The organism is Limnospira sp. PMC 1279.21 (assembly GCF_032349615.1).
Lineage (GTDB): Bacteria > Cyanobacteriota > Cyanobacteriia > Cyanobacteriales > Microcoleaceae > Limnospira > Limnospira fusiformis.
The window spans coordinates 1-26,306 of sequence record NZ_JARPLU010000061.1 but is presented as its reverse complement, the minus strand read 5'-3'; the positions used below and the strand labels follow the sequence as shown (position 1 = coordinate 26,306).

19 protein-coding genes are annotated in these 26,306 nt (G+C 42.8%); 9 read left to right on the top strand and 10 right to left on the bottom strand.

What is annotated here, in order from left to right; all coding sequences use genetic code 11:
* Positions 1–131: 131 nt before the first annotated feature.
* The 5 genes from mreD to stpA form a co-directional block, all read right to left on the bottom strand.
* The gene (gene mreD / locus P5683_RS11370) at positions 132–695 is read right to left on the bottom strand and encodes a rod shape-determining protein MreD (RefSeq protein ID WP_006622216.1); all 564 of its coding nucleotides are present in this window, start codon (positions 693–695) and stop codon (positions 132–134) included.
* 69 nt (positions 696–764) lie between these two features.
* The gene (gene mreC, locus P5683_RS11365) at positions 765–1,559 is read right to left on the bottom strand and encodes a rod shape-determining protein MreC (protein ID WP_008051723.1); all 795 of its coding nucleotides are present in this window, start codon (positions 1,557–1,559) and stop codon (positions 765–767) included.
* A 60-nt stretch (positions 1,560–1,619) separates the two neighbouring features.
* Positions 1,620–2,747, bottom strand: coding sequence for an RNA-guided endonuclease TnpB family protein (locus P5683_RS11360; RefSeq protein ID WP_315641861.1), 1,128 nt, complete (start codon positions 2,745–2,747; stop codon positions 1,620–1,622).
* A 199-nt stretch (positions 2,748–2,946) separates the two neighbouring features.
* Positions 2,947–3,957, bottom strand: coding sequence for a rod shape-determining protein (locus P5683_RS11355; RefSeq protein ID WP_006622219.1), 1,011 nt, complete (start codon positions 3,955–3,957; stop codon positions 2,947–2,949).
* A gap of 790 nt (positions 3,958–4,747) precedes the next feature.
* Entirely contained in the window at positions 4,748–6,031 is a 1,284-nt protein-coding gene (gene stpA / locus P5683_RS11350) for a glucosylglycerol 3-phosphatase (protein ID WP_006670180.1), read from the bottom strand.
* A 183-nt stretch (positions 6,032–6,214) separates the two neighbouring features.
* On the opposite strand from stpA, the gene P5683_RS11345 reads away from it, so the two are divergent.
* From P5683_RS11345 to P5683_RS11330, 4 genes are all read left to right on the top strand, one after another.
* Positions 6,215–8,554: a tetratricopeptide repeat protein gene (locus P5683_RS11345; RefSeq protein WP_006622222.1), complete on the top strand. Its 2,340-nt coding sequence runs from the start codon at positions 6,215–6,217 to the stop codon at positions 8,552–8,554.
* A 268-nt stretch (positions 8,555–8,822) separates the two neighbouring features.
* Entirely contained in the window at positions 8,823–11,045 is a 2,223-nt protein-coding gene (locus tag P5683_RS11340; RefSeq protein WP_006622223.1) for a pentapeptide repeat-containing protein, read from the top strand.
* Between the two features lie 35 nt (positions 11,046–11,080).
* Entirely contained in the window at positions 11,081–11,464 is a 384-nt protein-coding gene (gene dndE, locus P5683_RS11335) for a DNA sulfur modification protein DndE (protein ID WP_006622224.1), read from the top strand.
* Positions 11,465–11,622: 158 nt separating this feature from the next.
* Positions 11,623–12,033, top strand: a complete 411-nt coding sequence (locus tag P5683_RS11330; RefSeq protein WP_231296453.1) for a late competence development ComFB family protein — start codon at positions 11,623–11,625, stop codon at positions 12,031–12,033.
* On the opposite strand, the gene P5683_RS11325 is transcribed toward P5683_RS11330, so the two are convergent.
* The 3 genes from P5683_RS11325 to P5683_RS11315 all read right to left on the bottom strand — a co-directional run bounded on the left by P5683_RS11325 (position 12,030) and on the right by P5683_RS11315 (position 18,473).
* Positions 12,030–13,178, bottom strand: coding sequence for a RodZ family helix-turn-helix domain-containing protein (locus P5683_RS11325; RefSeq protein WP_006622226.1), 1,149 nt, complete (start codon positions 13,176–13,178; stop codon positions 12,030–12,032). The genes P5683_RS11330 and P5683_RS11325 overlap by 4 nt on opposite strands.
* Positions 13,179–13,353: 175 nt before the next feature.
* Positions 13,354–16,467 (bottom strand): CHAT domain-containing tetratricopeptide repeat protein, encoded by a 3,114-nt coding sequence (locus P5683_RS11320; protein WP_315640101.1) that lies wholly within the window; start codon positions 16,465–16,467, stop codon positions 13,354–13,356.
* A gap of 227 nt (positions 16,468–16,694) precedes the next feature.
* A complete protein-coding gene (locus P5683_RS11315; protein ID WP_006670178.1) occupies positions 16,695–18,473 on the bottom strand; it encodes an ABC transporter ATP-binding protein in 1,779 nt (592 codons plus the stop codon).
* Positions 18,474–18,594: 121 nt separating this feature from the next.
* On the opposite strand from P5683_RS11315, the gene P5683_RS11310 reads away from it, so the two are divergent.
* From P5683_RS11310 to P5683_RS11295, 4 genes are read left to right on the top strand one after another with little or no spacing between them, the layout of a single operon-like run.
* Positions 18,595–19,227 carry a hypothetical protein gene (locus P5683_RS11310; protein ID WP_006622230.1) on the top strand — a complete coding sequence of 211 codons (633 nt, stop codon included), beginning with the start codon at positions 18,595–18,597 and terminating at the stop codon, positions 19,225–19,227.
* A gap of 26 nt (positions 19,228–19,253) precedes the next feature.
* The gene (locus P5683_RS11305; RefSeq protein ID WP_006622231.1) at positions 19,254–20,495 is read left to right on the top strand and encodes a decarboxylase; all 1,242 of its coding nucleotides are present in this window, start codon (positions 19,254–19,256) and stop codon (positions 20,493–20,495) included.
* A 46-nt stretch (positions 20,496–20,541) separates the two neighbouring features.
* Positions 20,542–21,819: a hypothetical protein gene (locus tag P5683_RS11300; protein ID WP_006622232.1), complete on the top strand. Its 1,278-nt coding sequence runs from the start codon at positions 20,542–20,544 to the stop codon at positions 21,817–21,819.
* A gap of 15 nt (positions 21,820–21,834) precedes the next feature.
* A complete protein-coding gene (locus tag P5683_RS11295) occupies positions 21,835–23,115 on the top strand; it encodes a glycoside hydrolase family 10 protein (RefSeq protein ID WP_006622234.1) in 1,281 nt (426 codons plus the stop codon).
* Positions 23,116–23,118: 3 nt separating this feature from the next.
* On the opposite strand, the gene P5683_RS11290 is transcribed toward P5683_RS11295, so the two are convergent.
* Complete coding sequence (locus P5683_RS11290) at positions 23,119–24,471, bottom strand: hypothetical protein (RefSeq protein ID WP_006622235.1); 1,353 nt, start codon at positions 24,469–24,471, stop codon at positions 23,119–23,121.
* Positions 24,472–24,680: 209 nt separating this feature from the next.
* Here P5683_RS11290 and P5683_RS11285 point away from each other — a divergent pair, with 209 nt between their 5' ends.
* The gene (locus P5683_RS11285) at positions 24,681–25,550 is read left to right on the top strand and encodes an NAD(P)-dependent oxidoreductase (RefSeq protein WP_081587658.1); all 870 of its coding nucleotides are present in this window, start codon (positions 24,681–24,683) and stop codon (positions 25,548–25,550) included.
* A gap of 60 nt (positions 25,551–25,610) precedes the next feature.
* Here the strand turns inward: P5683_RS11285 and P5683_RS11280 are convergent, their stop codons facing one another.
* Positions 25,611–26,162, bottom strand: a complete 552-nt coding sequence (locus P5683_RS11280) for an SWIM zinc finger family protein (protein ID WP_006622237.1) — start codon at positions 26,160–26,162, stop codon at positions 25,611–25,613.
* Positions 26,163–26,306 lie beyond the last annotated feature (144 nt).

Sequence of the window (26,306 nt, the reverse complement as noted above, 5' to 3'; positions counted from 1 at the left end):
ATATTAGACCCTATTGCCCTAAAATATTAACCTAATTTGAGATTAAATCATGCTCCAAATAGCTTTTATTGCGATCGAGAGGGGTTTGGTTTGAGTTGGGCAATTAGGACTTGCTGCATTGGGGATTAGCTTTAACGGTTTCTCAGAGATGGGATTTGATGATATTTTTGGTGGAATTTCCACCAACGACTGAGGGGAAAGTAGACTACAGGAGCCAATAAACTACTGAGTATGGCTGAACTGATGGCAATTTTTTGGCGATCGCTCCAAATGTCTGCCAAATCATTTGTAATGGTTCCTAAGCCCCATTGGCTAAATTGTAAGGCTCTGATCATCTCGACAATGATCGCCATGCCAAATACAATCATAGCCACGGAGATAAAATCTTCTTGGATATTCTTGAGCACCAATTTAGAAAGTACGAAGGTGATGACAGCAGCAATGACTAATGGAACCGCATGGCTTGGCTGTGGGGCGCTGATGCTATCACTTAGGAAACCCATAACTAAACCAGCAATAATAGCTTGTGGAAGCGATCGCCTGAGACTCCAAGCTACTAACCAGATGACCGGCCAATTAGGACCAATACCAAACATATCAACACCAGGGACTTCAACCAGCATCAATAAAATACAGGCGATCGCAGAACCCACATTAATCAGAGCATTGAGTAATTGGCCAGTTGTGATATACATTTAAATCTTAAAAATTGGATTATCCAAATCATTTGTATGGGGGGGTTCACCAATCATCTGAACTCGCCCCTACTCTGGGGGTGATGGGTTATTCAAGGCTGAAGACTGTTGCTCATTTTGGTAAACCACCACCCACTCTAAGGAATCAAGGGGAGCAAAAAATGCGATCGCCGCCTCTGGTCCTGTGGCTTTATTAATATCGACAGATACCACCTTACCCACTGGCCAACCCGGTGGTAAGATTTGGCTAAATACCGAAGTTGTCACCACATCTCCCGGTTGAACATCAGGAACAGTATTAAAAAACGCCAGAACTCCCTGATTGTTATTGAGACCCTGCAAATAACCCATCTGGCGACTGCGGGCCACCGCCACACCAATACGACTGGTAGGGTCAGTCACCAGCAGAACTTTACTGGTGTTGGGGGTGACACTAATAATGCGTCCCACTAAACCACCTGGTCCCATAACTAAGGCATTTTCTTTAATACCCGCTTGACTTCCCCGCCCCAAAGTTATCTGTTGCCACCAATGGTCAGGACTACGAGCAATCACCGGAGCCACCACACCTTTAAAATTAGGTCTAGTAGAAACATAGTCCACCAGTTCTCCTAACCTTTTGTTTTGCTGTTCCAATTCTTCAACTCTAGCTTCAAGTCCTTGGATAATAGGATTAAGGGACTCAGCTTGTTGTTGTTGTTCCAATCTTTGTTCAGATTGAAGTTGAAACGGGCGAGTTATCCAATAATAGACCTCAAACAGTGCTGCACCTTGGGTTTGTCTTACCCATAATGCTGTGAAAACTGCTAAACTCAGCAGTGCTAATTGTGAACCGTATCGATTCCACCAGGTGCGTGTACCCATCTATTCCTGCTGCTGCTCTATAAAACTTAAACAAAACCGGATATAGCCGGATATTGATGTTTATTTCTTGCTTCGTCCGGGACTGTCGGCAGCACCCCGTCCACAAGTGTAATCGTCGGAACCAGGCGATTTTTCTAAATTTATACTGGCGTTCAAATCTCTATCAATCTTCAAGCCACAGTTTGGACATTCAAAAGTCCGACGGACTAGGGGCATTTTTTGACGATAACCGCAATTAGAACAAAGTTGACTGGATGGATAAAATCTATCGGCAATAATCAACTTTGAACCATAACGTTCTGCCTTGTAACCTAGTTGCCGACGGAACTCATAAAATGAAGCATCAGCGATAGAACCCGCCAAACCATGATTTTTCAGCATACCTGACACATTCAAATCTTCAATGACTACTTGGCTGTGGTTCTTAGCCAAAAAAGTAGTGATTTTATGAATGGTGTCCCGCCGAATGTTTGCTACTCTTTGATGTAGCTTTTGAACTTTTAAGAGACATTTGGCCCAATTTTTCGAGCCTTTGACTTTGCGACTTAAATGACGTTGTAATCGAGCTAGTTTTTTGGTGGCTGCTTTATAAGCCTTGGGATTAGAGAATTGGGTCCCATCGGAGCAAGTCGCCCAATTGTTAATTCCTAGGTCTACCCCGATTCTCTCTCGATATTTCGGTGTAATTTCTGGCGTGATTTCTACAAAAAAGCTCATATACCAGTCCCCTGCTTGGCGCGTTAGGGTGACTTTCTTAACCCAACTTTCGGGTAGAGCCTCAAATGTAGAAACCCAGCCCACAAAAGGCAGCTTATGGCGAGTTCCTGACAGATTGAATGGCTTTCCGGAATTGTCAAGCGTAAAACTATCATGGTGGCCTTTCTTCTTAAATTTAGGATAACTGCTTATTCCCTTGAAGAAGCGCTTAAAGGCATCCCCTAGATTAATGAAGGCATATTGATCAACTTTAGAAGACAATTCAGACATCCAAGGATATTGAGGTTTCACATAATGAGTAAAAACCTTTTTGATGGAGTTGACGTTAGGCTTGAGTCCCTCTTCATAAGCTGACATCCATAAGTGTAATCCCCAATTGAACACAAATCGAGCATACCCCGCGTGTTTGGCCATCAAGGTGGCTTGACGGTCATTGAGTTTTAGTTTGGTTCGGAAAGCTTTGTAAGGCATGATTGGATTTTACCATGAAGAATCCGACTTGATGAGTATGTCGTCAGGGAAATTTGGCATGGTCTGGGGTTTGACCGTATATTCATTATTGAGTTGCGAATCTTTTGGGGTATTGTACCTTATTGTCCTAAGATTTTAAGCAAATCTTGGATTAAATTCTGGCTCCGCAGCAGCCTACAAAAATCATTCAACAAAACAGCTACGGATTTTGCAGTTGCCGTGTAAATACCCGTTCAAACTGTTCCATATTCTCTAGTACCCGTCCAGTTCCCAATACTACACAGGAAAGGGGATCTGTAGCCACATGGGTGACAATACCAGTTTCGTGACTAATCAGAGCATCTAAGCCTCTCATCAAAGCTCCTCCCCCGGTTAACATAATTCCTCGATCTATAATATCGGCCGCTAGTTCTGGGGGGGTTCGCTCTAGGGTGCGTTTAATGGCTGTAATAATGTCTGATAGTGGTTCTAGCATACTCTCGCGGATTTCTGCGGCTTTAATGGTCACAGTCCTAGGTAATCCTGAGAGCAAATGAATCCCCCTAACTTCCATAATAGATTGTTCTTCGCCATCAATAGGATAAGCTGAACCTAGATTTATTTTAATCTCTTCGGCGGTTTGATCCCCGATTACTAAATTATGGACTTTTTTCATATATTGGATGATCGCCTCGTTTAGGTCATCCCCGGCGACTCTGAGGGACTCACTCAGGACGTTTCCTTCTAAGCTGAGTACAGCTACTTCTGTGGTTCCGCCACCAATATCAACAATCATATTTCCTGTGGGGTCTACCACGGGAAGACCAGCGCCAATAGCTGCAGCGATCGATTGATCCAGCAGTTTGACATCTCCGGCTCCGGCTTGGGTTGCGGCTTCAATTACGGCCCGTCGTTCTAACCCAGTCACACCACTGGGAACGCCAATTATAATCCGAGGAGCAAAAAGAGGTTTTTTTCCGTCATTAACTTCCCGGATAAATAGTCTCAGCATCTGTTCTGCTGCTTCTACATCTGCAACCACCCCATTACGCAGAGGACGCACAACACGGACGTTTTTAGGGGTGCGACCTAACATTTTTTTGGCCGATTCTCCTACTGCTAATGGTGTTTTGTCGTCTTGGTTAATGGCAACTACGGATGGTTTTTGCAGAACTATTCCCTTTCCTGATACATAAATGAGGGTGTTGGCGGTTCCTAGGTCTATGCCCATGTCCCGTGATAAGGAAAAGCGATTAAAAAAGCCCACTGGTGTTTACGTCCCCAATTTAATTAATTCTTTGTTCAAGGCTATCTTGGCTATGTTGATAGGATACAACCTGCCAGAGGCTGTAGTTTAGACTATGCACCAACAGCACTGCCTAACTCGGTTGATTGGAATACGAGAAAGCGGTTGCTAAGATGACCCCCTAGCAGTTTGCCATATTTTTTTTCTCAAACACCAAATTTTACTGGAAGTTATAACCAGTTTTCTGGTTTGAGTCAATCCTCGTGAACCGATGTGGATTGTAGTATGTTTTGGTCTCAGAGTCTAGTCTTTTGTGAAGACTTGACTACGTGCTGCTATACATATCCGTTAACTTGGTCAGCCCTAATGTAAGGGTTCGGTAGACAAGGCAAGGTTTCAGGACTATCTTATACCAAATCATCCGCTAACCAACTGCCCACTTCACAGAAAGAACTCCCCTGGTTGACTGAGGTAGCCAGTCCAGTCCTTTCCCTGGGAAGGCTACACCAACAAGAGTCTTTGAAGCATTTAGATAAGGCCTTCAGTAACTTTTTTCTGGAATAGCACGCCATCCCAGGTTCAAGTCTCAAAACGGAAAGCAATCAGCGACTTATCCTCAAGGCTTCCCAGTCAATGAATTAAGGAGTCAACTTCCCAAGTTAGGATAGGTGAAAGCCAATGAGCGTTCCCCCGGGTTGGCGATGATTATTGGGGAGAATTATAAGCTGTTTGGATGTGGAAACGGGACAGGTTAACGGTTGATGCGGCTGATCTATTAATTGGATCTACCTTGGGCGACTTTTTGGAAAAAGTCAATATATTGGAGATGTCCTTGAGGAAATGCGACATTGAGGGTGAGGGGATCTTCTGTGTCTAGGGGGTCGCCGGGTCCAGCAACTACTTCTAGTATTCCATCCTCATTGGTTCCTAATGTAAGAGGCTGGCGATTTTTTACTTCTCCCTGGGAACTATCTACATAGATAATAATATTTCCGGTATGGAATGCTTTGCCGATTTCCTGAATTAATAATAAAAAGTTGCGATCGCTACCACCACGCCGGATTTCTAATTTACCATCTACTTGTTGAAATTGGCTATTTACGGTATCACCTACGCCGACGATTAAAGGCATTTGTTGGGGGTCAAAATTAGCTTTGACTAACTCTAATAAATCAGCGATCGCCTGTGGACACTGGCGGACATGAAAATCTGCGCCGAGGGGATAACTTCCGGTGCGTTGAAAATAGTAACGATTCAACAACGCTAAGACCCCGGCTTCCTTAATTGCACCCCTAATCATAAACTGAAAATCGGTAGTACCAGAGTCTCCTAACCGCGCGGGACGTAGAATTTCTGTACCCTGTGCATCTCGGCCTAAATTGGGGGCATAGTGAACAAAAAATGAGTCTTCTAAGCCTTGCGCCCTGGCTTTTTCTAGTAAATCCATCATTAACTGATGAATGTCCTGTTGTAAGTCGGCATAGACTTGATGGTGATTATGGAGGCGATCGTAAAATGAGTTTAAGTTAGCGGTTGGTGATGCTTGATTATCCAAAACGGAAGCATCAATACATTTTTCTATATCTTCAGGGGACAAAATATCCTGATGTGTCTGACAAAATCTTTGTAGTCGGGCGCGAAGAGCACGGGGAACGATCGCCAAAAATTCCAACTCAGCATCAGTAACCCCAGGATGATATACTTGTCCTTGGCGATTTTGCCATTGCACGCCGCCCCCAGCTAAACCGGGAAGATAAAGCCCTTGTGTGGCTACTAAGTTGGGATCACCGATGGCTCGTTCAATGATACCATTTACCCCACGAGTGCCGATGTGTTCTCCATTGGTCAAAACGTAAAAATGACCATCTAAAAGGGAAGCGGCGCGCACATAATCTAAACTAATCTGGCGCTGAAGGGGATCTTTGACCAATCCCATACAAACCCCATCCAAATCCTGAATAATCAAGAGGTTTGGAGTCTGAACCAAAACCTGAGTGAGGGTCTGATGGTCAAGGGACAGAGACTGCTGGTGCAATGGGATTGGGGATAATGGTGTCATGGTGGTGCAAAAATTGACCGCGCGATCGCCACTATACCATGTGGCTGGTATTTTCCCAAGCCATCTCTGGCAGAATGAGGCAGGCTGTGGCAAAATCGCGATAGAGTAGAATGATAATTTAAGATACAAGCAGGGCAGTTCCGGCTGTTCTCGACTGACTCTGATTTTAAGGAAGGAATTGTAATGCAGCGCCAGAATCCAGCCGTTTTAGCATTAATGTCCGTAAGTAGTATTATGATCTCAGCCTTTGTGCTGTCGGTTGATGTAGCCCGTAGTCAGTCTAACCCCGTCGAGGTCAGTCCGGCGGAGGTGGAACGATTACAGAATGAACTGCGACTACAGGAGGCGGTACAGGCGGAAGCGAACCAAATTTTTAGCCGGACAATGGCTTTGTTTAATTTGCTGCTGTTGTTGTTGGCTTTGCTGTTGGCGGCGGCGATCGCTGCTTTGTGGATTTTACGGCGATCGGTAATTCATGAAGTTACTGGAATTGTGGAAACCCATCTAAACGAACTGGGGGACTTGGAAAATAAAATCACCAGCGGGAATGAACAGGTACAAACTTTGATGAAAAGTACCCAAGTGTTAGCTGGTCAATTGAATCAGCAAGCTGAGGGTTTTGAGCAAGATCTGGGAACTCGGCGAGAAGAAATGAACGCTATGCAATCGGAGTTCGTCAAGTCCAGGGAACAGGCGCTATTAAAGTTTGAAGAGCAGATTCAGGAACTACGGGAAACCCGAGAACATTTACAACGGGAATTAACTGCCCGTATGGGAGAACTGAAACAACAGGTGGATGAACGGGGAGAGTTGGCTCAACAGGATTTACAGAGGTTGGTGGATACTCTGGAAAATGAATTTTCTCAGGTTCATAATGATTTGGGAAATCGGCGAGAGGTATTGTGGGAGCAGTTGCAAGAGTCGGCTGGTCAATTTTCTACAGAATTAGCACAATTGCAAGATCAGACCAAACAGGAACAAAAGTTAATTGTTGATAATTTGAAACAGCTTGGGGAAGTATCAACGCGGGATATTTCGACGGTGCCAGATGATGTTAATGAACAAAAACAAGCGGTATTGTCTCTGTTAAAGGGTGCAGAAAGGGAGTTTTCTACTCAACTGGCACAGTGGCAACAGGAAGTGAGAAAACAACGAGATTTAGTGTTGGAAAATATCAGCCAAATGGCGGCGGAGTTTTCGCCTCAATTGTCAAATATTCGTGAGCAAGCGGAATTGGAAGCTCAGAAAAAGGTGGAAGTTGCTTTATCAGATTTGGAGAGGTTAGGGGAGACTCTGGCGACTCAAATTGCTGATGCTCAGTTGAAAATTCAAGATCGGATTCGGGATAAGTTTCAGTCTCTTAAACAATTGGAAAGTGAGTTTGTCGCTCAGGTTACGGAGGCGCAAACGGGTATCCAAGGTCAGAAACAGCGGGTTTTACAAGAGCTGGAAATGTTGCAAACTGATGTGGGAAATCAGTTGAATGGTTTAAAAACGGAAATTCGCGATCGCAAAGATGGTACTTTCCAGAAATTAGATAAGTTTGAAAGTACATTATCTGAACAGTTAGAGGTGATGCAGTCTGATGCGGAAGGAGAGAAACAGCGGATTATTAAACAGTTGGGAACGGTTTATTCGGAAGCACAGAATCAAAAGGATGAAATCTTGGCGAAATTGGTGATGCTGCAAGAGTCTGCGACTACTGAGAAACAGCGCATTTTGCAGGATTTGGCTGAGATTTCGCCGACTTTTATCGCTGAGTCTGCTTTGTCAGAAATTTTGCAGAAGTTAGCAGCAGTTAATGAGGATATGGCTAAGATTAAGGCGGCAAATCCTGAAATGTTTATGACTGCGGAAGATTATGTGCATCAGGGTAATTCCTATTTTGCTAAGGGTCAGTTTGAGGCGGCTTTAGAAATGTTTAATCAGGTGGTGACGCGGAAACCTGATGATTATCGAGCTTGGTTAAATCAGGGTATGACTTTAAGCCGTTTGAGACGGTTAGAGGAGGCGATCGCTTGCTATGATCGAGCTTTAGAATTGAAACCGGATTACCATCAGGCTTGGGTCGATCGTGGTGTCGCTCTTGGAAAGTTACAGCGCCATGAGGAAGCGTTTGAGTCTTTCGACCGAGCGGTGAAGGTGCATCAAGATGATGGGGTGGCTTGGTTAAATCGGGGTATGGCTTTGGATGTGTTAGAACGTTATGAGGAGGCGGTTAAGTCTTTTGATGTGGCGACCCACTGTGATCCGAGTTTGGCCAAAGCCTGGAATTATCGGGGTTATACTTTGCTAAAATTGGAGCAAGATGCGATCGCGATGGATAGCTTTAAACGGGCCTTAGAGGTGCAACCAGATTATGCTGATGCTTGCTATAATTTGGCTATGGCTTATGCCATAAATAGTCAGGTTGATTTGGCGACTGAACATCTGGAACAGGCTATTAACTTAAATCCCCGATATGGGAAAGAGGCTCGCACTGATCCTAATTTGGAACCGATCGCTCGTCGGCTGCGTTCTTAGGCTTCATGTTGAGGAATATCAAGTTAGTTCATGTTTTCCATACCATAGACACAGCCAGTCTAACCCCTGCCTAGCTATTTTGACAATGGTATAACTGCTAGGGAAGTGCTGGCTGTAGCCGAGGGAATCCCCAAATTTGATCAAATTTTGACAGTGACTTTACACCTGCAATTAGACTAAATAACCTTAATCACAAAGGCTAAATATTTGTGGAAGGGTTGATTTAGGTCAGTTATCGGAAATATAGGGCAATTAAAGGGGTCTATCAATGGCAAGTTTGGAGAAACCTAGTGGAAATTATGACCCCGGGGAAAAATCCTCGGCATTACATTATACTCAGTCCGACACTGAGATAGTGCAGGAGAAAATTTATCAGTATTTTATCGAGAGGGTAAAACAGGAAAAACCCGATGAAGTTTTGGCTAAATTTGAAGCACTATTTCTGAAATTTGCTGGCCCGATTGACAGGGAAATTAAACAAAGTTTTCAGTATCTGATTGCTAAAAATCAACAGCAAAAATTTCAAGAATTAATCAAGCGCACTTGTTATATTTTAATCAATAACTGGTATGTAGGGAGATATTCTGAGTGTGTACAAAAACTAATTACCAAGCTGAATGAAGTTAGAGAGCAGGAGTTTGGGGGTGATGAAGAACATATTTGTTTACATAATTGGTTAATTCAATTTTTAGATAGTTCTGATTATCAAGATATTAAGGCTGTCACCCAGGTAACGGTTAGTCAGAATTGGAGCGATCGCTATAAAACCTATTTATTAGTTTCTCAATATGCTAACCCTGAAAACTCTTGGGAACATCGAGAAGTAGCGAGAAATTTATCACAAAAACTCCGGGACACATACAAGTTTGAATTAGCTATGTATTTATCCCGTTCTGAGTCTTCCAATTATCCCCAGAATGATTTAAAAAATCCTACCCATCTTGGTTCGGAAGTTATTACTTTAATTAAAAAGGCAATTTCTACTCAAAGTGTCTCGAAAAGCAAAATCAAAGCCGACCAATTGTTACAAGAGGTAGAAGCCTTAAAATACCGAGAATTTAAACATAAGTTTTATGATTATTTGATTTTAAATTTTGACTCCAAACATCCCTTTAATGTGATTAGTTCCCGCCTAGATAAAATGCTAAATGATTTAGGCAACCAATGGAGCGATCGTCATATTAATGGCAATATGATCCAGATAGTTTGTAATCAGACACTGGAATTTTTGACAATTGGGAGTAATGGTAATCCTTCCCCTAATTTCACTTTGTCAATGAAGCACGCCACTCATTTGACATTAGCAATTATTTTAATGAAAGTAGTTTTAATTTCGGCCAACAGTCGAGAGCATCTGGATTTGTGTATTTCTCGGATTATTAATTATTATCAAAATTCCGATGAACAGCAATGTAAAATTGTCATCAATTTTTTAGAGGTTTTCAACTTAGTATCTACTTTGTTCACCGAAAATATACAGTATAATTTAGTCTCGATTAAATCTGATGATGGCACATTACCAGCCCCGACCGATCTAGAAACATCTCGGCTATTTTCTCAGTTCCAAGGACAAGACCTGCGCCAGAAAAACTTGAAAGGAGTGAACCTCAAAACCATAGATTTTAAAGGTGCAGATATGCGCGAAAAAAACCTCAAAGGAATGAGTTTAATTAAACTAGATTTGCGACTGGTAAATTTAGCCAAAGCGAACCTGAGCCATGCTATTCTCAACGGTTCTAAATTAGCTGTTGCTAATCTGAAGGGAGCTAATATGCAAGAGGCGAGTTTGGTAAAAACAGACCTAAGACGTGCGGATCTTGAAGATGTGAATCTGAGTTATGCGAGTCTAACAACTGCTCAGTTACAACGAGCGAATTTGCGATCGGCTTGTTTAATTAAGGCTAATTTAATGGCAGCCAGTTTAGAAGGCTGTGACCTACAGGGTGCCGATCTAAGTAATGGTAATTTAGAATCAGCTAAGTTAAACCAGGCTAATTTAGCTCATGCTAATCTACGGGGAGTTAATTTACGCAATGCGAACCTACGAGGCGGTAATTTAGAAGGCGCACATTTAGAAGGTGCTGATCTCAGGGGTGCAGACTTACAGGGTGCTAATTTCAAGGGTGCTAACTTACACAGAGCTAACTTTTATCAAGCTAATATTACAGAAGGTAATTTTAATGGAGCAAACCTGAGACGAGTTAATTTTAACCGCAGCGATTTACGGGATGCTGAGTTAATCAGAGTTGACCTAAGTAAAAGTCGTTTACGCAGTGCTTGCTTACAGGGTGCTAATCTAAGTCAGAGTAATTTAAAGGGTACTGATTTTACTCGTGCTGATTTAAGTAATGCTAAATTTAACGGTGCTGATTTGAGTTTTACTTTAATTCGTCATGCTAATTTAAGTGGGGCTGATTTAACCAATGCTAAACTTGAAAAGGCGAATTTATTTGGTAGCAATACTGTAGGTTGCATCAGAAATGATGTATAAATTTTAACAGAAACTGTTAGAGAGTTACTGAGATTATGGAACCACCAGTTGAGCGTTTTCGCCTATCGGAAACGGCTAAAGACCAATTGATTAAACTCAAACGAATCACTAAAATTGACCAATGGAATATTTTATGTCGCTGGGGTTTCTGTCGTTCTCTGGGGGAGTCGAGCCCTCCTTCTCCGGTGCCGATCGCTAATTATAGTAATGTGGAACTAACCTGGCGGGTGTTTGCGGGTGATATGTCTAATATTTTAACAATTGCTCTCAAGCAACGCTGTTATGAGGATGGCTTGGGAACTTCGCCGGAAACCCTCGAACAACAATTTCGGCTACATTTACACCGAGGTATTGGCTATTTGGCGGGGGATAGTGAACTGCAAACCCTGGAGGACTTAACAGATTTAGTGTTAAAATAGGAGTATTCGTGATCTGGACGTTTAGCGATCAAAGTGCTGTAATGGTTAATAATAGACTGTGAAAGTATTGGATAGGCGACTTTGCTTATGTAACCAATATTGAGCCCGGTGGAGTTATGGCTAATCCGGGTTTTTGTAGATTTTGGGGGATTGAGATTATGGAAACCATTAAATCCAGAAAATACCATAATGTTATGGAAGATCTGGTGTCTGAGGAAGTCCGACGACAGTTAGTTTCGATGTCTCCTCGGCTAACTCAATATATTAAACGGGTGGAGGTAGAAACCTATGCTTTAAACCGTTTACCACCTCTTTATGCTTGTAGTAGAGAAGGATGGCTACATCAAAAGCGGCGGGGGACTGATGACTGTTATGAGCAGGTGAAAATAGCAGTGCGTCAGGCTTTGGCTGCTGTTCAACGGGATTTGTTGAGAAGTTCGACTCCCTTGGTAGGGGATGAGGAGGAACACAAAACTGCGACGACAGCTACTCATCCCGTGACGAAGGGATCTAAAGACCCTGAGCAATATCAATATTTGCGTAAAAGTCACTCTTATTACAACCGTTAGGGGTTATTCATAAAGTTGCTTAACTCCATGCTAATTAATTCCTGTGGGATTAATTCTGGGGAGATTGTTTCTGGTGGGGCGATATCTGCTCCTAAAACAATGCCTTGCTGATGGTTTTTTAAACCTGGTACGGCGGATTTGGCTTCGGATTCAGATTTACTATCGGGTTTAGTCTCAGGTAGCTCCGGCGGTAATTCAGTTTCTGGGAGGGGTTGATCGGCTATCCAAGCAATGCCACCGAGGGAAGCTGCTAAAATGGCGGTATAACCTAAATATAGGTGAACCGAATTCAGATAAAACCTAGAGTCTAATTCAATTTTTGACCAAGAACGAACTAGGGTAGGGTCAGGACTGGGAGTGGGTAGGGCTCCGGCTAAAGCACTGCCGTTCAGTCCGAAAGCATTACCTAAACGACATATAAACCCTCTCAAATAGATATCTTCGGGTAGGCGATCGATTTGACCTTTTTCGATCGCTTGTATAACTTTAACTGGGATGAGAGTATAATGATGAACTTGCTGTAAGGTGATGCCATGCTCGGCGCGAGTTTTTTGTAATTTTTTGCCGATTTGACACAGGCAAATTTCCCGCCTTTTTTGGGATTTTTCGGCCTGTTGTGCGGGGGTGAGTTTTTTGGGTTTTTTCTTCTTGGTTGTGGGGGTCTTGGGTTTGGGGGTGGAATGTTTTTGAGGGGTTTTTAGTTGGCTATGGGAGTTGTCGTGATCCTCTGGTGAGGATAAGGGAGAATTATCTGTTGGCGGTTTGGGTTTTTCAGTAGATACTTCTACGGTTGATGGGGATGAGGGGGTTTCAGATGTGGTCTCAGGTGTTGGAGAATAGACCGGAGGCTGTGGGGGTGGAACAAGGACGGTTTGATCAGCACTGACCAACATCATTCTCTGCTGTCGGATTAACTGTTTAACAGAAAGCTGGATCGCCTCTCTACCAACTGCTTTGATGACTATTTCAGCTTTAGTGGCGACTTCCCCTAACATTTTTTGGAGGCTTTGCAGAGCAATCTGATAAACCTCGCTTTTGTGAAGTTCTGCCTCAATCTTATATAAAAGCGATCGCATATCCTCTGAGGAAATCTCGGCCGCCATCCCGGTGGCGCTGAAGTTAACTGTGGGATTAATATCGTGCATTATCGGTCTCCCCTAATCCAAGTGCTATAATTCATTTTTCTATGGGTTGATTCTCAGTCCGGATGAGGATCAAAAGAATCTTGATTGTGTCCTGTGTCGGTAAAGTCGGCTAGATAGCTGAATTAGAGGAGGGTTTCAGGGAAGGTCGGCTATATCTTATAATTAGGTATTTATATTACCCCAACCCAGCTAAGGTAAATGCAGCCCAGTAGTAGGGGTTAGCAAAAGGAAAATCTTGTAAGTTGAAGCTGGCTAAAATGGTTTTTTGGTCATTAATTTGTTTGAGGTTTTCCTGAGATGTTATCTGTTCAAAATAGCTCTCTAATTCGGGCTGGTAAGTTGCCATTAACTCGGTTTTGGTTAAACTTCTGAGTCTAATTTGAGCCTGTTTGAGGGCTTCTAGGGGGCTTAATTCTTGACGATATTGATAGTAGAATTGGCTAAAGAGGGTGGTGGGAATTTCTCCGGCTGACCATAGGGGATAAATAACTGTTGTGGCTCCCATACCCAAAAAGGCACTACTAAAGTTGATGAATTGTTGATCTATTGGGGAAGGGTTGCGGTTTGGGTCGGAAGCTGTTGTACAGGTCCGACAGCGGGAAATGAATACTTCTAGGAGTTGGGGCGATCGCATATTGAACAAGTCTTGTAGAGATATGGATTCTGTGCCTAAATTGAGTTGAGAGGATAGGGGATTGTTGGTATTAAAGGTAATGGGATTTCCGATATATAAAACTTGGGCAGATTTCAGTAACTTTTGATACTGATTCAGATTAATCTGGTCATTTAGCAACTGTTCTGAGGGGATAGAATAGCGTTGGGCTAAGGCTGCACATTCATAAGTTGCTAGTAGTGAGGTAGGTTGAGAATTGCCAATTAATCCCCATGGGGTTGAGGTGTTTAATGCTGTTATCTGAGAATGAGGCTGAGACTGGCGGGTTTCTCTAACTTGACTGGATAAATTGAGAATATGGCTACTGGGGGCGATTCTGACCCGGAAGCGATCGCCTAAAAATTCCTCGCCGCCAGCAATTGGTAAAGCCACAAAGGGACAGCGATGTAAGACTAAATTCGGAATAATTAGCAGTTCGTCAACTTCCACGAGATGTTCACTAATCAGGCGGTCAATATCCAGACGTTGAGCCAATTCTGCCAACATCTCTTTCATGCGATCGCGGCTATTTGTTGGGCTGTCTATATCCAATTTTAGCCAGTAATTAGTCAACCAAGTTTCTAAGTTTTCCCCTGATTGGTCAGGACATATATGCAGGGCAATCTCTAGGGTGTTTGTCGATGACCAAGCATCATCATTACTTCCCTGTTTTACTATAAAAATATAGGCACATTTTTCGGATGTATAGAAACTCAATAAAGCCGTTCGAGAATGTATGAAATTCTGTAGGATTTCTTGACTCCACGGTTCAACTCGCAGCAGACCAGCCAGGAAGGGGTCTAGGGAGCGTATCTGATTAATCAATTGGTCAGTTTGAGTATCCAAACCATTGAGTGTAGCTGTTTCCGCCCGGAATATAGCAATACTATTCATCCTAATTCCTGCTGCTGCAAACTGTTTCATTTCATCAGACTGACGGCGAAAATGGAGAGTGTCAATTTGCTGATGAAGCCGTTGATATTTTTCGACAAGTTCGGTTAATTGTTGATCTATTCCGGCATAATTATTGGACAGCAAGCGGACTAAATGTTGAATGCGGAAACGTTCCCCATATTCAAAAGCTAACTGTTGCTGATCAGCATTAATACAGGTCTGCACCATGCGACTATATAACCCGGCGACTTCCCTAGTAACTTCCTGGCGATGAGTGGTGGGAATAATATTTGTGTAACTGGTTTCTACAGTTTCAATAGCGCGACTATAACCTGCTATAGCCAAGGACCAGTTTTGCTGCGAAAATCCGATATCCCCCAGATGTCTGGCTGCTAGTAAACAGTGCATAGGAAGGGTCAAGGGGGTGGTTTTTTCTAAACTTTGTTCAAAGGCTTGAATCGCATTATCAAAGTCTTTAATAGCTTGGTATGTCTGACCTAAATTATTAAGTGCTTTGACTTCTTGGCGCAAATCTCCGGTTTCTCTGGCGATCGCTAAGGCTTGTTGATAGTTGTCAATGGCATTCTGTCCTTCTCCTTGGCGATAATAGGTGTCGCCTAAATTGAGTAAAGCGATTATTTGTCCTTGGGTTGACTGAATTTTTTGGGTTAACTCTAGGTGCTGTTTATGGTAGGCGATCGCCTGCTCTAAATCTCCTTTAATTTGATAGGTCATCCCGATATTACTCAGACTATTCGCCACCCCAAAACTATAATTAATACTGCGGGCAATTTTGAGGGCTTGATGGTGGGTTGCGGTGGCGTTATCATACTGTTTTATGGCAGTATATGCACTCCCCAAACTAGCTAAAAAGCTGGTTTCTCCGAATTTATAACCTAGTTCCTCGGCTTTTTCAGCGGCTTGTTTGGTATGGGCGATCGCTTCTTCGTAGCGCCCTAAAGTTGAGTATAATTGACCCAAAGAACCCAGCACATTTACCTCGCCGAAACGATAGTTAATTTTTTGGGTTATTTCTAAAGCCTGCTGATAGCCAAACAAGGCTTGATCATGTTGACCAATAGCATAGCAAACATGGGCGAGACTGCTGTAGGCGTTGGCTTCTCCCTGGGGATATTGAGTTTTTCTGGCTACAGCTAAACACTGTTGATGGGCGGATATAGCTTGTTCATATTGCCCTAAAGAATGATAGATATTACCTAATTTGCCTAAACAATTAATCGCCCCACGATGGTTATTGACTTCCTGATAAAGAATTAGGGCTTCTTGCCAAGATTTAAAGGCTGCTTGGAAGTCATTATTTTGGAACTGTTGAACTCCCTGTTTGAAAAGTTCCTCAGCTTGGGATTGTTTAGCTGTAATTTGTTCAGGAGTTAGGGCTGGTAATTCGGCTTTTGGTTGTTCAGAAACTTGGGGGGATGCTGTGCTGGCGACTGCTGGTACAGGTTTAGCTACTTCCTGGGGTGGAGGCGCTGGCATTTTCTGCTGAATGAGGGTGGAGACATTGCCAAACTCTTGAATTTGAGTGGCTATTTCTGTTAATCGTTGGGCATCTTCTTCACAATTGCGATCTGCCAGAACTTGGCAAACTTCCTGTACAAATGGCACAAAATCCTCGTCAATTACAGCCATATTGGCTTGGAGGACTTGCAGAGATTTCTCTGGAGAGTAGACAAGCAAACTGTAAACAATTTCGTAGTAGGCTTGCTGAAGATTTTCATCCATTGCGATCGCGATTAATTGTTTAGGTCGGTAGGCTTTGCGCCTGGGGTACAGAGCCAGAGATTATGGGAAAAGTCCCGACAATGCCTCCCGCTCAAATTTTATCAAGATTAATAGCTATTTACCACAGACTTGATCTAATTTCCGTTAATTGTTGCTATTCTCCATGGGGATGGTTGCATAGCGCGAGAATGGCGGAGATGAGTCTAGGGGTAGTGTTCGGTAATTGTCTAACTGCTAAATTGCTGGGAATAGAAATAAGCATAACGACCACCAAGTGCTAATAATTCAGTATGAGTCCCGGATTCGGTAATTGTACCATGTTCCACTACTAAAATGCGATCGGATCGGCGGACGGTGGCTAATCGGTGGGCGATAATAAAAACCGTTCGCCCCCGCATGAGTCTTTCTAAGGCTTGTTGAATTAGGGTTTCTGATTCGGAATCTAGGGATGATGTCGCTTCATCTAAAATTAGGATTCTGGGGTTTAATAAGACTGCTCTGGCTATGGCAATTCGTTGTCTTTGTCCACCGGATAAGTTAACTCCCCGTTCCCCTACTATGGTTTGATAACCTTCGGCAAATTGGCTGATAAAATCATGGGCGTTAGCGATTTTGGCGGCGGATTTTACCTGTTCAATATCATAATCAGTTTGACCAAAGGCAATGTTTTGGGCAATATTACCAGAAAATAATGTGACTTCCTGGGGTACTATGCCAATTTGTCTACGGAGACTGGGAAGGGTGACATTTTGGATATCTATATCGTCAATCATAATTTGACCCTGTTGGCGATCGTAAAATCTAGGTAGGAGGCTGACAATTGTGCTTTTTCCGGCTCCTGACGCGCCGACTAAGGCTACCATTTGCCCGGGTTCTACTAAGAGATTAAAATCGACGAGAACGGGCTGATTAGGGGCAGAATCTTGGCGGTGATTATGGCTGTTTTGGCTCAAGGTGGGATAGGTAAAGCTGACATGACGATATTCAACTTTTCCTTTGACGTGGGGAAGGGCGATCGCATCAGGTTTTTCTATGACATTGGGCTGAATGGCGAACAGTTCAAAAATGCGATCGCAGGAGGCTTCTCCCTGTTTGAAGTCACTATAATTACTGGTGGTTAAAGAAATGGGGTCAATCAATAAAGCTACGGCTGTAACATAACTGATAAAACCTGTTCCCGTTAGCTGACCTTGGGAGATTTGCCAGCCTCCTAGGAAAAATAAAAACACTACACTCATCGCTTCCAAAAAGCCGACTACTACGAACTGTAATGCCTTAATTCTTTCCGCCAAAAATTTCGCCTGTCGGTTGTGTTCTGCTTCTAGGGAAAATCGAGAGATTTCGTAATCTTCGGCGGCGAAGGCTTGCACTAAACGGATGCCGCTAAATACCTCCGTCAATAGGGCAGAAAGGTTAGAAATACGGGATTGACTTTGGCGGGTAAAGGTTAGCAGTTTTTCCCCAAACCAGCCAATTAATAGCGCCATCAGAGGGGCAATAATTAGGGTGGCTAGGGTAAGTTTCCAGTTCAGGTAAAGCATATAGCCTAGGACGACTATTAACTGCAAAATGCAGGGGATAAATTGATGAAATAATTTGTTAATGACTTCGCCAATTTTATCTATATCTTCCGTGAGACGATAGGATAAATCTCCCGTTTTGGCGGTTTCAAAGTAACCAACATTTAGCCGATGAAGATGAGTATATACTTGTTTTCGCAGGTCTAGGGCGATGCTTAGGGCTGCTTTAGCCATCAGGGTATCCTGACCGTATTGGACAGTTCCCCGAATTAGAAATATAATGGCAGCAACCCCAGCAATTTGGGCGATCGCTTCTACATCCCCCCGACCAATATATCCGGCTATTTGACCCATTAGCCAAGCTAATAGCGGCCAAAATGCGGTAAAAACTAGGGTACAGGTTAGGGCCTTGGCGATGGTTCGCGACTGGGGACGAACATAGGGCAATAGTTGCCAGTAACTTGATGATTGTTTCAAGGATGCCACAGATATTAATACTATTTGTTTAGGATATCAGTTGTTAAGTCTCTGGAATTTGCTAATTGTCAATTGAAGTTGTAATCAGATATGAATTTTCGATTGTTTGAGCTGAATTTTACCCGACAACATGAATAATAAACTTACTCAACAACAGTTAGATCAGGTGATTGCTGAAGTTGAACGCCTATCCCAAATTCAGGAAACTGAACTCGATCGCCAACAAGTCCAAGAAATTCTGGAGGAATTAAATTTACCTACTGAAAATCTTGATCAGGCGCTGATGCAAGTTCGCCGTCGGGAAGTCTTGGCGGCGGAAACCAAGCGAAACCGAATCTTAATGGTAGGATTGGGATTAGCTGCTGTGGCTATTGTCGGCGGCGGTTCCCTATGGTTTGATCAACAACAACAGGCGATCGCCCAAGTTTATGCTAACCCAAATCAAAGTCGTTTGACTTTAGAACGATTCGACCGGGTTAGTCATTTTGACATCATAGACCGCCAGAACTCCCCCACAGTTTACTACCAAGTTAGGTTACAACAAACTCCCAAGGGTCGTCAACTAGAATTAGGATGTAATTGGATTAATCCTAATGGTCAACTTGCCCATCAAAATCGCTATCAAACTCGTACAATTGATAGTGATGTCTGGAATACCCGCTGTCGGCATCAGTTGGGTCCCACTTCACCACCAGGAAATTGGCAGGTGGAAATGTTTTTAGGCGATCGCATTTTAAGCCAATCAGAATTTACCGTTAAATAACAGCAGTTAAATAACATTAACAATTCATGAATATCACTGAAGCCAAAACCATCAATCCTAAACTGTCTCAAAAGTTGCCATTTTCTACCGACTTGGCGAAAAAATTACTAGATATATATGGCTCCCCTCTGTATGTGTATAATGCTGATATTCTCCAGGATACAATTAACCATATTGGTGGGGCGGTTAACTATCCTAAAACTCGCTTTAAATTCGCTAGTGTCACTAATGGCAATATTGCCTTACTCAAGATTTTTCAACAGGCTAACTGGGGACTCCATGCCAATACACCAGGAGACGCATTTTTAGGACTCAAGGCTGGCTTTCATCCCCAGCAAATAGTGTATAGTGGCAGTAATTTAAATCACCGGGAGTTTCAATTATTATTAAACTGGGGAATCACTACCTATAATTTAGACAGTCTCGACCAACTCCAGCTATTTGGGGAAGTTTTCCAACAACTAAAAATCGATTTTTTACCTAAGTTAGGATTTCGGCTAAATCTGCCGGAAATTAATGGCGATAGTCGCATTGGTGTTAATCCCCAGGAATTTCCAGAAGCCATCAAAATAGCCGCATCCGCTGGCTTAAAAATTACCGGACTCCATTTTTATCGCGGCACTGGCACTAATGCAACTTCCTCTTTTACTCAGGTGATTAAACCCCTGTTAGCTATCGGTCAACAGTTACCAGATTGGCAATATCTGGACTTTGGCGGTGGTTTTGGCTACCCCTATCAACACCAAAAATCAGCCTTTGATTGGCATTTTTTCGGACAACAAATCACGGCGGAACTTACTCAACTTAACCGAGAACTTAACCGAGAAATTGATTTAATTATTGAACCGGGAAGGTCGGCGATCGCCTCCTGTGGAACCCTATTAACTCAAGTAGTCTCAACTAAATGGCAACCCCCAAAACAGATAGTGGGAGTTGATACCACAGTGGCTAATTTATCCGTCCCCTCAGTCTATGGAAATTATCGAGAAATTGTATCATTTTCTGATACACCCAACCATTATATTACTGATGTTTGTGGAAATACAACCTACTCCCGCGACTACCTGGGAAAAAATCGCCAACTTCCTCAACTTAAACGGGGAGATATCCTAGCTATTTTAGACTGTGGCGCTTATGGTTACGCCATGTCATCTCACTTTCTGCACCGACCTCGACCAGCGGAGGTCCTACTACAACAGGGAAAACATCAGTTAATTCGCCAACGGGAAGATTATAATATTCTCTTAACCCAGCAGGTCGATATTTAAGCTAAAATCAATTGGCTGCAAGTTTTAATCATCAACAAATTAGATTATGAAGTGTATCAATTGCGGTATCGAAAATAACTTTAAAGAACGCACCGCCTATGGTGGCAGATGTAAAAGTTGCGGACATCAATTTGTATTTGAACCTAAAACAGGTTCTCCCTTTAGTGATCCCGGCTTTCAGAAATCTATTGAATCAGTTTCAGGTCCGGAGAATCTTTTATTCACCAAAAAACAATTAATCTACTTTTTTGAACGCAAATTAGGCAAAAAAAATAAGTTTGCTATCTATCCATACGCCATACTATTCCTGATTATATATTTTTGGGTAACTATTTTATTTTCTGTGCCACTTCTAGTTTCGTTCATAACTTTGATGATATTGTCGGCACAAATCAAGTCAGAAAATCAACCCGTATCATTGCGTAAACAACAGGCGAGATTTTTGCAATTTATCGGTTTATTTGAGATATTTGCATCAGTAATATTGCTGATGATCAATCCCAACAATATCAGATTTATAATTTTCCTACTGAGTGTAGGTCTGGGTTTATTTATGATATATGTAGGAGAGAGTCGTCGTCAAATGCTTAGTCATGCTATTGACAAATTTCCGCTCGCATCAACACAATTAGATAGTTGGTTAAATAGCTGGAGTGCAGTTAATGGTCCTATATTTAAACTCTTACCATCTCCCAAACAATCAGAGAGTAATGCTATGCTTCGTCCTGACATTACCTCCTATAGTTTCGATCGCCTTATGGTCTGTGATAATTCGGCGATCGCTCAATTTTTAATTGCCAATAACTTTCACTTCAACCATAGTTGTGCAATTGTCAGTATTACCGGATATCCTCAAAGCATTTTTTCCACCATCTTAGAAATGGCTAAACGCAATCCCGAATTAGTAGTTTATGCCGTCCATGATGCTACCACTCGGGGTGTCTCATTAACCCATCATTTGCGGAATACCCCTCAATGGTTTCAAAACACTACTATACCTATTTATGACGTAGGTTTAACACCCCAACAGGTGTTAAATAGTAAAGGTTTCTTTATCCGTCATTCTGACACATCAGAGACACAATCACCAGCCATATCCCCAGAAATTCGCACCACCCTATCACCGGAAGAAATAGCATGGTTAGAAGCCGGAAATTTTGTCGAATTAGAATCATTACCCCCAGCCAAACTCTTACAAATTCTCAGCCGACAATTTAACTTAAACTCTACCAAGTGGTCAGATGACACCACCAGTAGTGATAGCACAATTGATAGCAGAACATCTACAGATATCGCTATCTTTGCTTCTTCAAGTTTCGGTTAAATCACCACCCCTTGAATGCCTAAAATTATCAAATCTGTGAAACCCCTAAATTTGTCTAAATCTTTAATCCGGGTAATCCTGATAATTTTAATAACCTGTGGATTAACCATAGCCGCAATTCCGCCTGTCACCATACACCAAACAGCCGTTAGTGCGGAACAGGAAATTCGGGGAGTATGGATAACCAATGTTAGCAGCGGAGTCCTGTTTGTTCCCTGGGGAATTAACCGCGCACTCGACCAACTATCTGCTCTGAATTTTAACACAGTTTACCCAGTAATTTGGAACCGAGGCACGACATTTTTTCAGAGTGCTGTCAGTCGCAGAGTCACCGGAAAATCACAAGATTCTCTACTACATATCAGCCGACTAGGACGAGATATTCTGTCGGAAATTGTCATCGAAGGACATAATCGGGGTTTACGAGTAATTCCCTGGTTAGAATATGGTTTTATGGCTCCCATCAATTCTCAGTTAGTTAAGAGACATCCCGAATGGGTAACAACCACCAAAGATGGTAGGCTAATACTTCCTAGATATACCACGGAACCAGAGTCGGTTAATGCCAGATTATTTAATCTAATTCGGAGGCTGTTGCTATTAAGTCCGATTCGCAATGTTTGGCTAAATCCTTTACATCCAGGAGTGCAGAGATTTCTGGAAGATTTAATCATAGAAGTGGTGATGAAATACAATATAGATGGTATTCAACTTGATGATCATTTCGGTATTCCGGTTGAGTTTGGTTATGACCCCTATACGGTCAGCCTCTACAGACAGGAACATCAGGGAAAATCTCCCCCTGATAATCCCCAGGACCCGGAATGGCGGCGGTGGCGTTCTAACAAAATTACTGACTTTATTGAACATTTAGTTAAAACTATTAAAGCCACGAAACCTGATTGTATTGTTTCCCTATCTCCTAATCCCTACGAATTTACCTATAATGTCTATTTACAAGATTGGTTAACTTGGGTAAATCGTGGCTGGATAGATGAAGTGGTCTTACAAGTTTATCGCAATAGCTTAGAAGGATTTATCCAAGAACTTGAACACCATTCGCTGATTACGACTCAACAAAAAGTCCCCCTGATTATCGGTATTTTAAGCGGTACTCTCCATAATCCTGTGGAGATTAAGGAGATTGAAGCACAGGTGCAAGAAGTACGCGATCGCCATTTAGATGGTGTCTCCTTTTTTTACTGGGAAACACTCTGGAGTTACCTAACACCTGATGCACCCAGAAAACGTCGTCAGGCATTTGAGATGATGTTTTCGGAATCTATTTTAAACTAGAGTTTAGCTTAATTTACCATCAGATTGATTCAGACGTTTCTGCCATTCCTCATCAATTTTATCAGCGTTAGCAGCTTCTTGGTCAAGCATATCGGTTTCTGTGGTATAAGCCAAATCTTGATTGCTAATGACGGTTTCGGCGGCGAATTTACGCGCATATTTTAACTTTTGTTGAACGGTATCATCAGCTTGATTTAAGGCGATCGCATGAGACTGGCGGTATTCATTACGCACAGCCATTTTACCATTGCGCCACTGTACCCAAAAATATCTGATTAAAGGTACAATCAGAAAACCCGCACCATAGGCAAAAAGTAGGGGATAAATCATCTCCACAAATGCGACTAAGCCACCCATTTGCGCTGCCATTGCGCCATCTTCTAGTAAATGACCTAAAATCAATGCGCCGACGAAATTAACCGCACCTAAACCCGCTGCTAACATTAACTGATTAGAAGTAGCATTGCTAAACTTCCAATTATTTTCTTTGAGGTAGGTGGGGACGGGTTGGGGTCGATATTGAGTTGCAGTGGTTTGTAATTCGGGAAAATGATATACTAACTGTCCTTCGGGACTCACTTCTGGCTGTCCGTTAAACCTAGTTAAAACTGGCAGCATATAGTCCTCAAATTCCTGGGAATAGGCGTTACCCAAATTATCCAAATAAGGGGCAATTTGTTCAGCTACTACTGCACCTTGATTGTTCCGAATTACTGTGGCGATCGCCTGCCAACGCTGTGCTTCTAAATTATAGTTAGGGTTGCCATCTCCAAACAGGAAAGAAAACACGACTTCAAAGAAGTTCATTTTCTCTTTTTTCAGTTTATTGGCAATCTTTTGTTGGCGACGATAATAATTGCCATTATCCCAACTCAGAAATGAGAGGGAGTTAGGGTGAAACCAAAAGTGGGGAATAAAAATCAGGCCGCGACCACGGGAACCGCCACCGCCACCACCGCCGCCACCGCTACGGTTAGAATCGCCAAAAAATACAATCGCTGCAATGGTTATAAAAATTAGGACTATGGACACCAATAACATAATCCCAAAGGAAATGCGAATTAGATAAAATAGTATTCGCCAAACTTTTTGCCACCATTCATAAACTCTTAACCGCCAATATCGATTTCGCATGACAGCGCGAAAATTCTGGGGAAATAGGAAGGCAATATCCCCAGACTCAGATACTTGTAGATGTCCTCCGGCTTCTGATGCTAAGGCTAAAAGTTGCTGTTGGGCCAGGTTAACTTCAAGTCCAGCTTGAATGGCGACATCAGCACTACTGACGCGATATCCCAGCTTTTCGACAGCTTCAATAATAGCGGGGGAACTAGCAGAATTAAATAGGTTAGACATGATTAAATCTTGACCATTTTCCTCGTGAGTTCTATTTGCCTATTTATATGATAATTATGGGTTAGGGGTGATCATTGGCAAAATCTGCTTTCAGCACTTACCAATATTCTAGTCTATAATCCCAGAGTTTTCCCAAGGTTATTGGTTAATGTCTGATTGGAATAATTGGGCAATCATTAAGATATACAATAACTGCAAATAAGTTATTGATGCTCATGAAAGTTGGATTAATTGGAACTGGACTTATGGGAGAGGCGATCGCCCTGCGACTATTGGAGGCGGGGTTAGATGTGGTAGCCTATAACCGCACTGCGGCTAAATTACAGCCTCTTGAGGATAGGGGAGTAGCGATCGCCTCATCGGTAAAAGATGCGATCGCCCCTTGTGATTGCACTATTTTGATGTTAGCAGATGCGCCCGCCATTGAAAACATAGTACTATCCGCTGATATTCTTCCACACTGGCAGGGTCGCGCGGCCATCCAAATGGGTACTATTGGCCCACGGGAAAGCCAAGCCATCAGAGACAAAATCGTTGCTGTGGGGGGGGAGTATATGGAGGCTCCGGTTTTGGGTAGCATTCCCCAGGTCAAATCCGGTACACTTCAGATCATGGTGGGGGGGACTGGCGAACAGTTGCAACGGTGCGAAAAAGTCCTTGCACCCCTGGGGGAGGCGATGCTAATTGGGGAGGTCGGTGCGGCGGCTGCGGTGAAATTAGCCCTAAATCAACTAATTGCCTCCCTCACGGCAGCCTTTGGCTTGAGTCTCAGCTTTATTCAGCGTCAGGGTGCAGATGTTGAAATTTTTATGAAAATTCTCCGGGATAGTGCGTTATATGCGCCGACGTTTGATAAAAAGCTACAACGTATGATTGATGGGAATTATGCCGATCCCAATTTTCCGACTAAGCACTTGTTAAAGGATACTAACTTGTTTATAAATGAGGCGATCGCCTCTCAGTTAAATGTCGCCGGATTATCGGGGGTGCAAGAAATAATTGCACAGGCAATCACCAATTTAGATTTGAGCGACCTGGATTATTCGGCATTAGTAGAAAGCATCCGAAACCCCAGTTAATTATATCATAAAAAATCCCCCAATAGTCATTTTTGGAACTTCTGGGGGATATTAATTTAATTAATTAGATGGCATCTGACACAATTGGGCAGCAATTTTATGTTTACAAATGGTTTGCCGATACCGCCAATCTTCACAGGTACATCCTCCCGATTTTACTAAGGATAGGGTATGATGATCGGGGTTCCAAACTACTGCACCTTGGGGAATTAGGCGCACTTGTAGAGGTTCTAGGGCTACTCGATTATAGCGAGATAGGAACATTTTAGCCTGGTTTTTATCGACGGCAACCGTGCCTTGATTGGTCTGGATAATTAAGCTGTGGTCGGTGATGTTAATCTCCAAAATCCGGGAATGTTTTACGCCTCGAATTGACAGAAAACAAGACCAAATCCTAGCAAAATCAGCTTTAGATACGAGACGACTGCAACGACCCGCAGAAGTTTGATAAACCAGTCGCGGGGTATTGCCGGGGCCGATAGTATCAATATTTTCGAGTTTGATGGATTGAGAAATGAGAGGGGAAATTTTTGGGGTTTCTGGCTCTACCAAAGGGGAAGAATAAAACCCCAACCCGCTGTTAGCAGCGGTGGCGATCGCACTTTTACTCATTGTGGTATTATACCCTTGTGATCAAAATATTGGGGACTGAGCGCTCTATCCAGAATCAAGGGGGGAGGGCGCTCTTTTGTTATGGTCGAAAGGGAAAGTCACCTTTCCCAACTCCAATTCAAAACCGTGCTTGCGAGTTTCCCA

Coding starts and splice junctions, on each gene's coding strand:
- mreC (WP_008051723.1), bottom strand. CDS start 1,559: ATGGGTACACGCACCTGGTGGAATCGATACGGTTCACAATTAGCACTG.
- dndE (WP_006622224.1), top strand. CDS start 11,081: ATGGAACCACCAGTTGAGCGTTTTCGCCTATCGGAAACGGCTAAAGAC.
- mreD (WP_006622216.1), bottom strand. CDS start 695: ATGTATATCACAACTGGCCAATTACTCAATGCTCTGATTAATGTGGGT.
- P5683_RS11295 (WP_006622234.1), top strand. CDS start 21,835: ATGCCTAAAATTATCAAATCTGTGAAACCCCTAAATTTGTCTAAATCT.
- stpA (WP_006670180.1), bottom strand. CDS start 6,031: ATGACACCATTATCCCCAATCCCATTGCACCAGCAGTCTCTGTCCCTT.
- P5683_RS11330 (WP_231296453.1), top strand. CDS start 11,623: ATGGAAACCATTAAATCCAGAAAATACCATAATGTTATGGAAGATCTG.
- P5683_RS11290 (WP_006622235.1), bottom strand. CDS start 24,471: ATGTCTAACCTATTTAATTCTGCTAGTTCCCCCGCTATTATTGAAGCT.
- P5683_RS11280 (WP_006622237.1), bottom strand. CDS start 26,162: ATGAGTAAAAGTGCGATCGCCACCGCTGCTAACAGCGGGTTGGGGTTT.
- P5683_RS11360 (WP_315641861.1), bottom strand. CDS start 2,747: ATGCCTTACAAAGCTTTCCGAACCAAACTAAAACTCAATGACCGTCAA.
- P5683_RS11325 (WP_006622226.1), bottom strand. CDS start 13,178: ATGCACGATATTAATCCCACAGTTAACTTCAGCGCCACCGGGATGGCG.
- P5683_RS11305 (WP_006622231.1), top strand. CDS start 19,254: ATGAATATCACTGAAGCCAAAACCATCAATCCTAAACTGTCTCAAAAG.
- P5683_RS11345 (WP_006622222.1), top strand. CDS start 6,215: ATGCAGCGCCAGAATCCAGCCGTTTTAGCATTAATGTCCGTAAGTAGT.
- P5683_RS11340 (WP_006622223.1), top strand. CDS start 8,823: ATGGCAAGTTTGGAGAAACCTAGTGGAAATTATGACCCCGGGGAAAAA.
- P5683_RS11300 (WP_006622232.1), top strand. CDS start 20,542: ATGAAGTGTATCAATTGCGGTATCGAAAATAACTTTAAAGAACGCACC.
- P5683_RS11320 (WP_315640101.1), bottom strand. CDS start 16,467: ATGGATGAAAATCTTCAGCAAGCCTACTACGAAATTGTTTACAGTTTG.
- P5683_RS11285 (WP_081587658.1), top strand. CDS start 24,681: ATGCTCATGAAAGTTGGATTAATTGGAACTGGACTTATGGGAGAGGCG.
- P5683_RS11355 (WP_006622219.1), bottom strand. CDS start 3,957: ATGGGCATAGACCTAGGAACCGCCAACACCCTCATTTATGTATCAGGA.
- P5683_RS11310 (WP_006622230.1), top strand. CDS start 18,595: ATGAATAATAAACTTACTCAACAACAGTTAGATCAGGTGATTGCTGAA.